The organism is Vibrio sp. B1Z05 (assembly GCF_052955985.1).
In genome coordinates this window covers 2142269-2157114 of the sequence record NZ_CP130463.1, presented here as the reverse complement: position 1 = coordinate 2157114, position 14846 = coordinate 2142269, and the positions used below count along the sequence as shown (strand labels likewise).

Annotated in this window: 14 protein-coding genes, 1 other RNA gene and 1 pseudogene; 6 read left to right on the top strand and 10 right to left on the bottom strand. The window is 40.7% G+C overall.

The features are described 5' to 3' along the window. Positions 1-40: 40 nt before the first annotated feature. Positions 41-976, bottom strand: a complete 936-nt coding sequence (locus tag QV280_RS09790; protein ID WP_023403824.1) for a LysR family transcriptional regulator — start codon at positions 974-976, stop codon at positions 41-43. Between the two features lie 90 nt (positions 977-1066). Between QV280_RS09790 and QV280_RS09785 the strand changes: the two genes are divergently transcribed. After that, positions 1067-1969, top strand: a complete 903-nt coding sequence (locus QV280_RS09785) for a DMT family transporter (protein WP_023403825.1) — start codon at positions 1067-1069, stop codon at positions 1967-1969. A 112-nt stretch (positions 1970-2081) separates the two neighbouring features. Here the strand turns inward: QV280_RS09785 and QV280_RS09780 are convergent, their stop codons facing one another. Together QV280_RS09780 and QV280_RS09775 are read right to left on the bottom strand one after the other, a co-directional pair. Further along, a complete protein-coding gene (locus QV280_RS09780) occupies positions 2082-2330 on the bottom strand; it encodes a hypothetical protein (protein WP_253912494.1) in 249 nt (82 codons plus the stop codon). 69 nt (positions 2331-2399) lie between these two features. Then, on the bottom strand, positions 2400-3731 hold the full coding sequence (locus QV280_RS09775; RefSeq protein WP_152819537.1) for an ATP-binding protein: 1332 nt from the start codon (positions 3729-3731) through the stop codon (positions 2400-2402). Between the two features lie 215 nt (positions 3732-3946). Here QV280_RS09775 and QV280_RS09770 point away from each other — a divergent pair. Then, a pseudogene (locus QV280_RS09770) lies at positions 3947-4144 on the top strand (transposase); the annotation flags it as partial. Positions 4145-4431: 287 nt separating this feature from the next. On the opposite strand, the gene QV280_RS09765 reads toward QV280_RS09770, so the two are convergent. From QV280_RS09765 to smpB, 4 genes are all read right to left on the bottom strand, one after another. Continuing rightward, positions 4432-4935 carry a helix-turn-helix transcriptional regulator gene (locus tag QV280_RS09765; RefSeq protein WP_152819538.1) on the bottom strand — a complete coding sequence of 168 codons (504 nt, stop codon included), beginning with the start codon at positions 4933-4935 and terminating at the stop codon, positions 4432-4434. Further along, the gene (locus QV280_RS09760; RefSeq protein WP_152819539.1) at positions 4932-6281 is read right to left on the bottom strand and encodes a type II toxin-antitoxin system HipA family toxin; all 1350 of its coding nucleotides are present in this window, start codon (positions 6279-6281) and stop codon (positions 4932-4934) included. Before QV280_RS09760 ends, QV280_RS09765 begins: the two co-directional genes overlap by 4 nt. Before the next feature lie 382 nt (positions 6282-6663). Next, positions 6664-7030: a transfer-messenger RNA gene (ssrA, locus tag QV280_RS09755) on the bottom strand. A 66-nt stretch (positions 7031-7096) separates the two neighbouring features. After that, the gene (smpB, locus tag QV280_RS09750; RefSeq protein ID WP_021712131.1) at positions 7097-7582 is read right to left on the bottom strand and encodes an SsrA-binding protein SmpB; all 486 of its coding nucleotides are present in this window, start codon (positions 7580-7582) and stop codon (positions 7097-7099) included. A gap of 102 nt (positions 7583-7684) precedes the next feature. Between smpB and QV280_RS09745 the strand changes: the two genes are divergently transcribed. Further along, positions 7685-8128: an SRPBCC family protein gene (locus tag QV280_RS09745; RefSeq protein WP_023403832.1), complete on the top strand. Its 444-nt coding sequence runs from the start codon at positions 7685-7687 to the stop codon at positions 8126-8128. A gap of 6 nt (positions 8129-8134) precedes the next feature. Further along, positions 8135-8425: an RnfH family protein gene (locus QV280_RS09740; RefSeq protein WP_023403833.1), complete on the top strand. Its 291-nt coding sequence runs from the start codon at positions 8135-8137 to the stop codon at positions 8423-8425. Between the two features lie 66 nt (positions 8426-8491). On the opposite strand, the gene QV280_RS09735 is transcribed toward QV280_RS09740, so the two are convergent. The 3 genes from QV280_RS09735 to nadK form a co-directional block, all read right to left on the bottom strand. Next, entirely contained in the window at positions 8492-8851 is a 360-nt protein-coding gene (locus QV280_RS09735) for an outer membrane protein assembly factor BamE (RefSeq protein ID WP_023403834.1), read from the bottom strand. 171 nt (positions 8852-9022) lie between these two features. Next, entirely contained in the window at positions 9023-10684 is a 1662-nt protein-coding gene (gene recN / locus QV280_RS09730) for a DNA repair protein RecN (RefSeq protein ID WP_152819540.1), read from the bottom strand. 103 nt (positions 10685-10787) lie between these two features. Beyond that, positions 10788-11672: an NAD(+) kinase gene (nadK, locus tag QV280_RS09725; protein ID WP_023403836.1), complete on the bottom strand. Its 885-nt coding sequence runs from the start codon at positions 11670-11672 to the stop codon at positions 10788-10790. A 149-nt stretch (positions 11673-11821) separates the two neighbouring features. Here nadK and grpE point away from each other — a divergent pair, with 149 nt between their 5' ends. Then, entirely contained in the window at positions 11822-12448 is a 627-nt protein-coding gene (grpE, locus tag QV280_RS09720) for a nucleotide exchange factor GrpE (RefSeq protein ID WP_023403837.1), read from the top strand. Between the two features lie 229 nt (positions 12449-12677). Next, the gene (gene dnaK, locus QV280_RS09715) at positions 12678-14588 is read left to right on the top strand and encodes a molecular chaperone DnaK (protein WP_023403838.1); all 1911 of its coding nucleotides are present in this window, start codon (positions 12678-12680) and stop codon (positions 14586-14588) included. Positions 14589-14846 lie beyond the last annotated feature (258 nt).

The following is a 14846-nucleotide window of genomic DNA, read 5'->3' as shown; positions in this document are numbered from 1 at the left end:
TTTAAGCTTGCCAGAGCTTTCTTGCAATAAATAGTTTAAATTAGGGTTGATTTTTCTCACTATTTTTTCTTTGAAAATACTCCACTAAATATTTTACAAAGTGCGTTAATTGAGTCGGTAAATATTTTGATTGTGGATACTGCGCGATAATCTCACCTTGGTAATTACCACTGATACGCCAGTCACTTAATAAAGGCACTACCTCACCAGAATGAATATATTGCTGAATAGAAAACTCAGGGAAAATGGAAATACCTAGACCACGTAAGACTGCTTCTCTTCGAATTTCACTATGATTGACATGAAACGTTCCCTCCACATTAATAGAACAAGTTTGGCTAGACGAAGTTAACTTCCAATTGCGATCTTTAAGATCTTCACCAAGGCATAAGCAATTATGTTTCAGTAGATGCTGTGGGGATAGAGGTTCGCCATATTGAGTAATATACGCTGGGCTAGCACACATAATTAATCGGCATTCCGCTAAAACTTTTCCTACCATTGCCTCAATGGGAGTATCAGTAATATGAATCAGTAAATCGATATCATCACGAATTAAATCAATAGGTTGGTCTGTGACATTGAGTTGAAAATCCACATTAGGGTGCAGTGTCATAAAATCTAGGATGGCAGGCATTAAAACTTGTTTAGCAAGCGCTTTTGGCGCGGCAACTTTCAAAGCTCCACTAATCTTTGCATTGTCTGATTTAACTGCATTTGTCACAAGCTTTGCACTTTTCATTATGTCACGGCAGATATGATAAATTTCCTCGCCTTTATGGGTTAAGCGCATTTTTCGGGTGGTGCGATGCAATAACTTTTGCTCTAGAGCATTTTCAAGTCGAGTGACAGAGCGGCTCACAGATGAAGGTGCTACTCCTAAAGACTTAGCGGTACTGGAGAAACTTTCAGACTCAGCAACATGAACAAAAATAGCCATTTCTGGCAGCAAAGAAATCATCTGATTTATGTTCAAAACGCAAAATTCCTTTGCACATTCAATGGATTGTTCTTCTGAGGTTAGTTTCGGATACTGATACCGTCAATAGATAAAGGAAGATGAGGAATGCTAGTCAAATCACTTCGAGAACAGCGAAATACCATATCATTTACTGAGCCAATGTTACTTCTAGTTGCGATTTTCTGGGGAACCAGTTACGGGCTAACTAAGGAGGCATTAGCTTATTCTAGCGTTTTAGTTTTTATCATATTACGTTTTTTGTTGACCTTTCTGGTGATGCTACCCGTTGTGATAAGGGACTTTAAGCAAGATCTTAATAGAGATTGGAAAGTTGCTATCCCCACAGGCTTGGTTTTATCTGCGATCTTCTTTTGCGAAGTTTTTGGTGTATCACAGACATCAGCATCTAATGCCGCTTTTTTGATTAGCTTATCGGTGATCTTTACGACATTTGCAGAACTATTAATCAACAAGAAAAAGGTGTCGTTACTTTTATGGGGGATGAGTTTTGCTAGTGTGTTGGGTGTTTTCTTGCTTACCTATCAACCCAGCAATACATATAACTTAAATGTCGGTGATTACTTTATTTTAGGTGCGGCAGTATTGAGGGCAATAATGGTTACGACAACTAAATGCTTAATCGAGGGTAAATCAATCACCACAAGTACGCTTACTTCCTTACAATCACTAACGGTTGCTTTAGTCACATTGTTAGTAGCAAGTATCTATTTGCCTGTGAATCAATTGATTCTGCCTGAACAGCCAAAATTTTGGTTGATCCTGCTTTATTTGGTGTTGTGCTGCACGCTGTTTGCATTTTTCGTACAGAATTACGCTGTCCGCCGAACCTCGCCGACACGTGTTTCTTTATTGATGGGGAGTGAGCCATTATTCGGAGCAGCGTTCGCGATGCTCTGGCTTGACGAATCTTTGAGTGTAATACAATTGTTTGGAGGACTGATTATCCTATTTTGTGTGTTGATGACTTCGATAAAGATAAAATCCTAGAATTAAGGCTGAAAATTGGTCAAAATATCGCAATTCAACGTCAGCAACATCTAGTCCAATTAGCTTCGCTAACTTCCTTGTCATAAATTCATTTATGACAAGGTGTTGGTGGTCATTTTTTTTCGAACTTCACAATATGAGTTGAGCATAGCTCAACCTCTCCAACCCCTAAGTTTCCATCGATAGATAAAACGTTTAGCTTAGATTGCCCCCCCGATACTGGTAGTCTTGGTTTACCTTCCCATACATCTAAATACCAAAGTTCAGGGTCAGATAGCTTCTTAATTAATTCACTATCATCGATTGGGCTGAAAGAGGTTTCAGTTTGAACTTGATAAACAGCTTCGGATAAGAACATCATGGCACCTGATCTATCTGTTCCAATTCCACCAACTTGTGCCTCCATATAGCATGATGTAATAAAGTATGGCTAACTCTCTATCTGAACCTTAAGGTGGTCGTTCAAGTATTGTGTGTAATACAAAGGCATTACAACATTATCTTGCTCTAGTGCATTGGAGCCTTGTGTTCCTGTTAGCTTGATTGTCTTGTGTGGCTTACACTTCGTTATATAGGATTGCAGTGACCTAGCACGAGTCCTTTTGCCACTCTTTACTTCTATAGGAATTATACGACCAATTTCATCGGCAATAACAAATTCAATCTCAGCTCTAGCATCCCCCCATGAAAAAGTCGGTTCGTAGCCTAGTGCTGCAAGTTCTTGTTGAACAAAGTTTTCAGCAACGTAGCCTTTGTATTCGTACCCTTGTTGCTTTATTTCACGGTAACTTGTCGCGAGCATGTGATTAAGTAGTCCTACATCAAATAGAAACAGCTTTATAGCATTCTCTTTTTGATAGGCTGATAAGGGCGATCTAGGTTGCCCATCTATAGGGTAATTCTTCAAGGTTAGCCTGCATTTATGTAGCCATGTAATGGCACTTTCGTATTCAGCATATCGAGATTTACGCTGATGGACGCCTTTAAACTTGAAACGTTTTACTGAATCATCAAATACTGACGATAACTGTGAAGGAATGTTTCTGAATACGGACTCTATAAGTGTGGCATCGACTTTATCCGAGTATTTGCCAAAGTCTCGTAAGTAACCTTGAATTAAGTTGCTGTGAACGTCTGAAACAAGCTCCGTTCGTTCAATGATACTTCTGTCTGAATGAGTAAACCATGCATCAACAGCTTCAGGCATTCCACCCACAAAGTAATAATCAGTGAGCAGGTCGAATAGCTTTGTATGCGCAACTTCAGAGTTCATTTGCTGCTCAAATGCTTTAATGAGTGGTTTTTCTTCACTTGCCCATAGAAACTCTTTAAACGTTAATGGTCTTAAGTTGTGTTGTTCAACCTTACCGACAGGAAAGGATGTAAGTAAGCCAATGTTAGAGCCACTTGCCGCGATATAAGCTTGGGGTGCTTTTTCGGCAAAATACTTCAAGGCAGTGACCGCTTTTGGACACTCACCTATCTCATCGAGGATCAGTAGATCAGTGGCGAGGTCAAATACCTCTCCCGTTAATAGTTCAATATTGGTAATGATATCGTCAGGATTTAGAGAGTTAGAAAATGCTTCTCTGAACTGGGGCTCTTCTAAGAAATCAATTCTTATCACCTTGTTAAAATTTTGACCTAGTAGTTCCTGTAACAGATAAGTTTTACCCGTCTGTCTGGCACCATCGATCAAGAGTGGCTTTCTTGATGGTTTATTTTTCCAACTCAGCAGTTTGTCTAAGATTGATCGCTTCATACCATATTGCCCGTATTTTTGGTTACGCTTAATCTCACTCTACCATATTAATGCGCTTATTTGTGTTTCTATCTTACACTTTTATGCGCATAAAAGTGTGGTAAAGGTTGTTTTATATGCGCATTAAAATGTTGATTTTTGATTTTATACACTTGGGAAATTACGATATTACCAATCTTCTTCATCAAGAATGCCGTTGCTCTCATTATTTGTTTGAATCTCTCAACAGCGTGATACGTAAAGCACTAAAAAAGCGGAAGATCTTCCCAAACGATGAGGCTGCAACGAAAATGGTATACCTAGCGATCAAAGACGCCAGCAAGAAATGGACGATGCCCATTCAAAACTGGCGTCAGGCTATGAGTCGGTTTATTATCGAGTTCGAGGAACGTCTCGAAAAGCACATTAACTAAATGGCAATTACACAGAATCTGTTACAGCCTCGGTAATTTGGTTAGCTTTAATTTCGATATGCTTTCCTATTAGAATTAAAGCCAACCGAACTGGTTGTATCTTTTTTCTGAAAATCTAATGATTTTTTCTCGCTTGATAAAAGCAGCATATATCATTGTTAAAAATTTATCTGTGTAACTAAAACTACTCACTAAATAGGTTTTTCACCTTTAATGTAATGGATCGTACTCATAATGGTCTATTGAATAATAACATCAAAATTTAAGCTTTGTTTATATCTCAACATTTAGTCGTCATGGCTGCTAAGTGCTGAATTTAGTAGGTTAGTCGATACAGGTACTAGTCCTACTTTTAGTCCAAACGGCTTGAATACTTTATCGAGAATATCAGTTTTGAAAGTACCTCGATCATTCTCAATCTCAGATATAGTTTTTCTGGAAACCCCAACCATTTTGGCAAAAGTATCTTGTTTGACACCTAACACGTTTATCCTAAGCTCCTTGAGAGCTAATCCTTGTGTTAGTTCGTTCATAAGCAACGATCTAATAACTCTATTTATCTTATATTTTCTTTCTGATACTGATATTGGTTGTACGTTTTTAGGCGTACGCTTTGCCACTTTTTCAATCTGACCAATCGAGGTTTGAGCATGCTCTTTTGGTATTGTAATTGCCGTACTTAAGTGTTCTTTATTCAAACGAAGTCGGGAGATTGCATCATGCACAGATTCTGCCGAAGTGTTTAGAGAAAGCCGATCTAATCGGCTTAAACTGTCAGTGTTAGAACTCATATCAGCCCCCATTTACCAAGTTTTGCCGCAATGAAATCCATACCTATACCAGGCATATCCAAAATCTGCTTTGGTGTTCCTCTTTCTTCTAACCTTTCTTTTAAAGTAAGGCAGTTTTGCGCAAGCACTTTAAGTTCTTTTAATAGAGTCTCTTTAGGAACTAAATCTGACAGTGAAGTCGCGATACCGTCAAAATCATACTCACCTCCTACCTCTAAAGGTGATTCCCACTTGGTAGCTCTAGGTATCCCTTCAGGGTCTGCTTTCATTGGAGCAAAATCATAGACTGGAGCAAGTTTGATAAAACCTTCTTTTTTGATGAAAGATGTGTTTCTTCCATGGTTATCGCTATTGCCAAATATGATATTGAGTAAGTCCCTTTTTACCCATTCAATAACAAATTCTTGGATGTTAAATTGATAGCCTTGTTCAGTAACCATATGACTATTTATAATTTTATCAATCAATTGTCTAATAGTATCCTCATGGTCAAGAAGGCTACCTGGTCCTTTATTTAAAACTGAGTAAACCGACTCCATGGCATAGCGCTGCATGTGTTGCTTATCACCTACATAGATATCAAACCTTGGTAACCAGAGAGAAGGGTAATTCTCGCCTTCTTCTAATCGCATCGATTCTATTGGAATAGTATCTATTCCCATGCTTGTTAACTCATGATAGTAATAATATTCAGCTCGTAAAATATTGCTGTCAGTTTTCCCTCTAGATCCTCGCGGATACTTTACTAGATAATATAAATCTTGATTAGTAACGTCATCTTGATAACTGTCAATCCAGATTCGCCCCTTTTGGGAGTAACGCAGTAGTAGTTTTGGAGCTTCACCTCCTGCACCAGTCGCACCTCCAGCGGCAGCCCCCCTTTCTTGTGCGTAATCTAAAAAATCACTAGCTCTATCTATTACATCATTAAGGGCAAAGGACAGTGAATCTGATTTTTCAGTCCGCTTTGGTAATGATTCCTTTATTCTCAAATTACCAACTGGAGAGATAGTTCCATACTTCAAAAGGATGAAATTTTGCTGGTCAATAGCTAGATCCCCAATATCAAGTTGCTTGACCCAGTACCGCCTACTTGCTCCACTCGGCATTATGTCATCGAGAAACCTCTGCCACCCTGAGCGCCCTTTATCATCAAAGAAGAAATTAACAGGGTGATTAAGTGAAACGGCATGGTTGTCATCTTTCTCGAAGTTTTCTATAGCATATTCGTTTAGGTAATGAACTTCTGTGGTTATAAAGTTACCTTCATTACTTTTAGGGAAGGTAACACAAGCTATATCAGTCCATTGCTCTAGTATGTAAGCTTGTATAGTGAGTGATTCCATAGCTATCTCCAGATCTTTATGTGCACTATTTTACTCATAAAGGTGCTGAATTTCAAATTGTGTAACTTTAATTACTCACAAATCTAAATTTTAAAGGTTGTTGTAACCTAAAGTAATCATTACTACTTTAGTTATGAGAAAAGGTGATGATTTGAATAGGTTTTGAAAATTTTCGAACTGATTTTTGTATCAGAAAGGTAGGAGGTAGCTCTAGGGTAATCCTCCCAAGAAATTAGCAATGAGTAGAGGGGAACGCAACGAGGAACAAAGGGAGCGGGTCTGGGTTGGATAAGATAAGTTGAATTAGGATTCTAATACTATGTAAAACAATGCTTTAGATACAAAAAAACGGGACACCCTGAGGTGTCCCGTTCCAATCGATTGGTGGAGCTGGCGGGAGTTGAACCCGCGTCCGAAAATCATTCATCATTGGTACTACATGCTTAGTCGATCTTTAAATTCACCAAGTACCTGCGAACCGACACGCTAGTAAATGACTATCCTGAATTATAATTCGCCGTTCATCTCTCAGGCGGGAGAATCCGGGCTAGCTCTTTTGGGTTTGATCTCTTATTGGTCCCCGTCTTAAAAGCGGAAGCTAGGGTAAGAGAGCTCTCAGCAGGTTATTAAGCTGCTAGTGCGTAGTTTTCGTCGTTTGCGACTATTTTTTTGCGGCTTTTTACGTGGCCAACCGCCCCACGACATGCACCTCAGACTTCAGAATTCCCGTCGAATCCTAGATCAGCCCCTAGTGTTCTTGCATAGTACCAGAAAAGACTAGTCTGTCTAGCACCATGCTGACTGTATGCTCAATATTAGCGCAGTTTACTCTTCATAACTCGTGCTTTATCGCGCGCCCAGTCTTTATCTTTAAGATCGGTTCGTTTGTCGTGCAGCTTTTTACCTTTAGCTACGCCGATTTTGATTTTAACCCACGAGCGTGACCAGTACAGAGAGAGTGCTGTTAGGGTCATGCCGTCTCGGTTAATGCTACCGAAAAGGTTGTCTAGCTCTTTACGCGAAAGCAGAAGCTTACGGATACGAGTAGGGTTAGCTACTATGTGAGTAGACGCTTGGTTAAGCGGGATAATGCTCATACCACTAATGAAGGCTTCGCCATCTTTTAAATAGACGTAGCTTTCGGCGATATTTGCTTTACCCTGACGTAGAGATTTTACCTCCCAACCTTGGAGCTCTAGGCCAGCTTCAAGCTCGTCTGCGATAAAGTACTCGTGACGGGCTTTTTTATTTAGCGCAATAGTATTACTAGTCGCTTTGGTTTTTGATTTTTTCTTTGCCATAATAGGCTCATTATACGTATTGCCTTATTATAGGGAAATTCTTTTTACTCGGTTTTGAGTAAAGGTCTGAAAAATTAGTGATTTAGTAGTTGAGGAGTAGTTATGCCGCAGGTGACCCGTTCAGCATTGGTATCGTTTAGCGCTGAGCAGATGTTTAATTTGGTCAATGATGTCGCGCGCTATCCTGAATTTTTGCCTGGATGTTCTGGTTCTAATGTCCAAGAGGCTGATGAGAATAAAATGGTGGCGTCTGTTGATGTTGCAAAAGCAGGCATTAGCAAAACCTTTACCACTCATAATGTGTTGCATGCTGGCCGTCGTATCGAAATGAATTTGGTGGATGGCCCGTTCAAACGTTTACAAGGTGATTGGTTCTTTACCCCTTTAGATGAAGGCGCCTGTAAGATTGAACTTAAACTTGAATTTGAGTTCTCAAGTCGCATGATTGAGATGGCGTTTGGTAAAATATTTAATGAGTTAACATCTAATATGGTTAGCGCTTTTACTCAAAGAGCTAAGCAAATATACCCGTGTTATGAGTATTAATTTTATATGATTCATGTAGAAGTAGTTTATGCGTTACCAGATGATCAACGCGTTGTGTCACTGGTGGTAAACAAAGAATTAACGGTTGAGCAGATTATTGAACGCTCAGGCTTATTAACTTTGTTTCCTGAGATTGATCTTAGCGTGAATAAGGTCGGCGTTTTTAGCCGAAACATTAAGCTTGATGCTGTGGTGAGAGATAAAGATCGTATTGAAATCTACCGCCCATTGCTTGCCGATCCAAAAGAGATTAGACGTAAGCGAGCGCAACAGGCCGCAGAAAAATCCGCCAAGTAAAATTAGTGATAAAAAGCAGAAGGGGGAGCATTAAATGCTCCCCCTTCTTTGTATTCAATATGACGGCTATTGAATCGCTTGGTTAAAGTTAGCACCAGGGCTAAAGTCACCTTCAATACGTTCTAAGCGATCATCAGCACCGAAGAAAACAAACAGGTTTTTCTGTATTGGTTCTTCATGCCCTTTAGTGAAGTGATAGATGTAGTACCATTTGTTTGGTTTACCATTTTCTATCAACATAGAAGAGCCGAGTACATAGCGAACTTGCTCTTTAGACATGCCTACACGCAGTTTATCCACAGCCGATTGTTCGACAAAGTTGCCTTGGCTAATATCGATTCGATACACCAATTTCTCTAATATAGAACAGCCCGTTAGCATTGAAAGTGCTAGTGGGACTGCGATTAACCATTTTTTAAACTGCATATAATCAGGTCTTTAACTTCTAAATAAAACTTGGCAGATAATAAACAAGCTAAGCCTGCTTGTATAGGGAAACAGCCATGAGAGTGGGGATTGTCCATTATTGAGCACGCAAAACATGACATTCCCCAAGTTTTCATGATTATTGACCACCAATATTTAGATGAGTTCCCTTTATGCCGCCATTAACTCTTTGGCATTGGCCAGTGTTGTGGATGTGATTTCGCTACCACCTAATAATCGAGCAAGCTCTTCAACACGTTGTTCTGTATTTAGGGTAAACATTTGAGTTTCGGTAGTGCCTGCTTTGGTTTTCTTCGCCACAAACATTTGTTGATGCCCGCTACCTGCCACTTGAGGTAGGTGAGTGACACAAAGGATCTGGGTACTTTCCCCTAGTTTTCTTAGCATTTGTCCAACAACGGCAGCCGTCGGTCCACTAATCCCCACATCGACTTCATCAAAAATTAAACTTGGCGTTTCAACTTTTTGCGCAGTAATCACTTGAATGGCTAGAGAGATACGCGACAACTCACCACCCGATGCCACCTTTCCTAAAGGTTGCAATGGTTGACCAGGGTTTGCCGAGACTAAGTATTCTACATCATCGATGCCCAGAGGAGAGGTATAGGTAACATCACTATTGATACAAATATCAAATTGCGCTTTTTCCATGCTCAATTGATGCATGCTTTGTGAGATGAGCTTATTGAGTTCTTTGGCATAACGCTTACGTGAAGTGCTCAGTTTTTCAGAACTTTTCAGGTATTTTGCATGGCTGTTGTCTACATCTGATTGCAGCTGTGCAATACGCTCATCAGAGCAATCTAGCATGGCAATTTGCTTGGCTAAATCTTGATGATGCTGATAAAGATCTTCTGGCAATACTAAGTGCTTCTTAGCTAGAGACATGACCAGAGAATAACGGTCTTCGACCATTTTCATGCGCATCGGGTCCATATCTATAGAGTCGAGGTAGTTTCTAAGCTCACTGGATGCTTCTTCTATTTGAATCAAAGCTTCGTTTAGCATCTGATTGACACCACAGAGGTTGTTATCTAGCTCACTCAACTGCTGGGTTTGATTCATAGCGCTGTGCAGTAAAGTGCTGGCATTGGTATCGTCGTTGTCAGTGATAAGCTCTAGGCTTAATTGACTAAGAGAGACAAGTTCACCGCAGTTAGACAGTTTCTTGTGCTCGTCTTCTAGTTCAGAAAATTCATTTTCAGATAAGGCTAGCTCATCAAGTTCATTGATTTGATATTCAAGTAACTGTTTTTGTGCCAGATTCTGTTGACCATTTTTGATCGTTTGTTTGAGTGTGTTATCCGCCTGACGCCATGTTTGGTAATGCGCTTGAACGCGCTGCATTAGGTGTTGATGGCCGGCATACTGGTCTAGAAGGTTCAGTTGGTACTCTTTTTTCAATAGCTGATGATGAGCATGTTGTCCATGTATGCTAACCAGTGTTTGCCCTAAGCTTTTTAGTTGAGAGACAGGAACAGGATTGCCGTTAATGAAAGCACGTGAGCGCCCATCTTTGCTAATTACTCGGCGCAGGATACATTCACCACCATCGGCAAGTTTATTGTCTTCTAACCAACGCTGAGCACTTAGGTTGTTTTCAACCATAAAACTGGCGCACAGATCGACTTTGTCTTCTCCCTGACGCACCATGCAACAATCGGAACGACTACCTAAACAAAGGCTTAGGGCATCGATAGCGATAGACTTACCGGCGCCTGTTTCACCAGTGATGGTTGTCATACCGGACTGAAGTTCAATTTGTAGTGATTTTACGATAGCAAAATTATTAACACTTAGATGAGCAAGCATACGGAAATCCATTGACTGAAACACTGTATATAGGAACAGTATATACTGGTTTTACATACAGTAAAGTCAGGTGGTGAATTTTTTTGCTAATTTTTGCTGTTAATTAAAAAAGTTTGCTTGACCAGCCTAATTTTTCTCGTAAAACATGGTAGTAGCTATAGTCTTTAGGATGAATCAGTTGCAGTACATTATCGCTACGATAAATATGAATTTCATCGCCCGGTTCTACAGGTAAAGATACCTGACCGTCACAGCTGACTTCTTGTGTACCTCGATTATCCGGCGCCAACACCAGTTTAATTTGTCGGTTTCCATCCACAACTAATGGTCGGCTCGATAACGTGTGTGGGAACATAGGTACTAAAGAAATCGTGTTCAAACTTGGGGATAAAATAGGGCCGCCGCCAGAGAGTGAGTAGGCGGTAGAGCCTGTGGGCGTGGATATAATCAAACCATCGGAGCGCTGGGTAAAGGCAAAGGAATCATCAATATAAACTTCGAATTCAATCATATGCGCAACTTGTCCGGGGTGAAGCACTGCTTCATTTAAGGCTGAGTTTTGACCTTTGATTAAGCCGTGGCGATGAATTTCTGTTTCTAATAGAAATCGCTGCTCTTTTATATACTGGCCGGCCAATACTTCTTCAAGGGGGCCTTTAAAGTCTTCAGGATCTAAATCGGTAAGAAAGCCAAGGTTACCTTTGTTGACGCCAATGACAGAAATATCAAATCGAGAAAGCACACGAGCGGCCCCTAGCATGTTGCCATCACCACCGACTACAATAGCTAAATCAGCGTTTTTACCTATTTGCATTAAGTTGCAAAATACGGCGTCGTCGATCTCAGGCATAAGATCTTGAAGTCGATCATCAATCAGGATTTGATAACCTTTCTCAGTAAGCCAATGGTAGATCTCATTATGAGTCTGGGTGGCACTGATGTCGCGAGGTTTACCTAAAATAGCGATTGTAGAGAACTGGTTACTCATTTTAGTCCCAAAATAATTGGTTAGGCTTGATTCAGAAACGATGATCCCCATAATAAAGGCAAGTTGAATTTAGATGCTAATTTTTATGGGGGCATTTCTGTGAAAATAATAGCACTTTCAGAAATTAGCGTACCCATGTCGGAGAAATCATGAGCGATAAAGAAAATAAGATTAACGAAGAAGAACTAGAGCAAGCGGTGAACGAAGCGGAAAAAGTTGCAGAAGACGCAGCTGAAGAAGCACAAATTATCGGTGATGACGGTGATCTTGATGGGTATTTTGAGACAGCCGAAGAGATTGAAGAATCTAAAGTTGCTCAATTAGAAGCCGCTTTACTGCAAACAGAAACACGTTTGAAAGAGCAGCAAGATAGCGTTATTCGTGCTAAAGCTGAAGTTGAGAACATGCGTCGTCGTACAGAGCAAGAGATGTCTAAAGCTCGTAAATTTGCGATCAACAAGTTTGCAGAAGAATTATTACCAGTTATTGATAACCTAGAGCGCGCTATTGAAGCGGCAGATGCTGAGCACGAGGTGATTAAGCCAGTACTTGAAGGTATCGAGATGACGCATAAATCATTTATTGATGTTGTGTCTAAAAACGGCCTGAAAGAAATTAATCCTGTAGGTGAAGCGTTTAACCCTGAACTGCATAACGCAGTGTCTATGGTTGAAAGCCCAGATCACGACAGCAACATGGTTACTGTTGTTCTACAAAAAGGTTATGAGCTAAATGGTCGCGTAGTTCGTCCAGCTATGGTTATGGTTGCTAAGTAATCAATTTCGATTGATTAAACTCAATAAGAGAGGCTGTTTCAGCCTCTTTTTTTGTTTTTTTTTGCATGAAGTCTTGAAACATAGAATCGAGACCCTATCTATGGTGCAGAGCAATTAATCATAAGCTAACTGCTTTTAAAAAATTTTAGGCTTGGGGTTGAAACCAAGCCAATCATCCCCACTTATGGGGTATAAAGAAACAGATAATTAAATTCTTGGAGATAGCCTGATGGGTAAAATCATTGGTATTGACTTAGGTACAACTAACTCATGCGTTTCAGTTCTAGACGGTGACGCACCACGCGTAATCGAAAATGCAGAAGGCGAGCGTACAACCGCTTCTGTTATTGCTTACACAGACGGCGAAACTTTGGTTGGTCAGCCTGCTAAACGTCAAGCGGTAACCAACCCAGAGAACACGCTATTTGCAATCAAGCGTCTTATCGGTCGTCGTTTTGAAGATGAAGAAGTTCAGCGTGATATCGAAATCATGCCTTACAAAATTGTTAAGGCTGACAACGGTGATGCATGGGTAGAAGCAAGAGGCCAAAAAATGGCTGCTCCTCAAGTATCTGCTGAAATCTTGAAAAAAATGAAGAAAACTGCAGAAGACTTCCTTGGTGAAGAAGTAACTGGCGCTGTTGTTACAGTTCCTGCTTACTTCAACGATGCACAGCGTCAAGCAACTAAAGATGCGGGTCGTATTGCAGGTCTTGATGTTAAACGTATCATCAACGAACCAACAGCAGCGGCTCTAGCTTACGGTCTAGACAAGTCAGGCGGCGATCGCACTATCGCAGTTTATGACCTTGGTGGTGGTACTTTTGATATCTCTATCATCGAGATTGACGAAGTTGAAGGCGAAAAAACCTTTGAAGTTCTAGCAACTAACGGTGACACACACCTTGGTGGTGAAGACTTTGATACTCGTATGATCAACTACTTGGTTGACGAGTTCAAAAAAGAACAAGGTATCGACCTTAAACACGATCCTCTAGCGATGCAACGTGTTAAAGAAGCAGCAGAAAAAGCGAAAATTGAGCTTTCTTCTACTACTCAAACTGACGTAAACCTACCTTACGTTACCGCTGATGCGACTGGTCCTAAGCACATGAACGTTAAAGTGACTCGTGCAAAACTAGAAGCACTAGTTGAAGACCTAGTACAACGTTCTCTTGAGCCTCTAAAAGTTGCTCTAGCGGATGCTGACCTATCTGTAGGCGACATCACTGATGTTATCCTAGTAGGTGGTCAAACTCGTATGCCTATGGTTCAAGCTAAGGTAACTGAGTTCTTTGGTAAAGAACCACGTAAAGACGTTAACCCTGATGAAGCAGTAGCAATGGGTGCTGCAGTTCAAGGTGGTGTACTTGCGGGTGACGTTACTGACGTACTACTTCTTGACGTAACTCCATTGTCTCTAGGTATCGAGACTATGGGTGGCGTAATGACTAAGCTAGTTGAGAAAAACACCACTATCCCAACTAAAGCGAACCAAGTTTTCTCTACAGCAGAAGACAACCAGAATGCGGTAACTATCCACGTTCTTCAAGGTGAGCGTAAGCAAGCGTCTTACAACAAATCTCTAGGTCAATTCAACCTAGAAGGTATCCAAGCTGCACCACGCGGTATGCCTCAAATCGAAGTAACATTCGATCTTGATGCGGATGGTATCTTGCACGTATCAGCGAAAGACAAACAAACTGGTAAAGAGCAAAAAATCACTATCCAAGCGTCTGGTGGCCTAAGCGACGACGATATCGAGAAAATGGTACAAGAAGCAGAAGCTAACAAAGAAGCGGACAAAAAGTTCGAAGAGTTAGTAACTACTCGTAACCAAGCTGACCAATTGATCCATGGTACTCGTAAACAAATGGAAGAAGCGGGTGACGCACTTCCAGCTGACGAGAAAACTAAGATCGAAGCAGCAATCACTGAGCTAGAAGAAGTTAAGTCTGGCGATGACAAAGAAGCTATCGACGCTAAAGTTCAAGCGCTTATGACAGCAGCTCAAAAGCTAATGGAAATCGCTCAACAGCAAGCTCAAGCTCAACAAGGTGCTGATGCAGGCCAAGAGCAAGCGAAAGACGACGACGTAGTTGATGCTGAATTTGAAGAAGTGAAAGACGAGAAGAAATAATTCTTCCCGATTAAAGAGGTCGACGCTTGATTAACGATAGATAATTAAATAGCGATCTCTTTAGTAAAGTTTCCCACTCGGGAAAGCTTGCTCTTCAATATTGAAGTTGGGCGTTTAGGGAAACCTTAACGCCCTTCTGTTTGTAAAAGCGTTGTCGCTATAGATGATAGTTTTAGAACCTAGAACCTAGAACCTAGAACCTAGAACCTAGAACCTAGAACCGCCATCTATATCGATATAAACACTAAACGGTCTCTC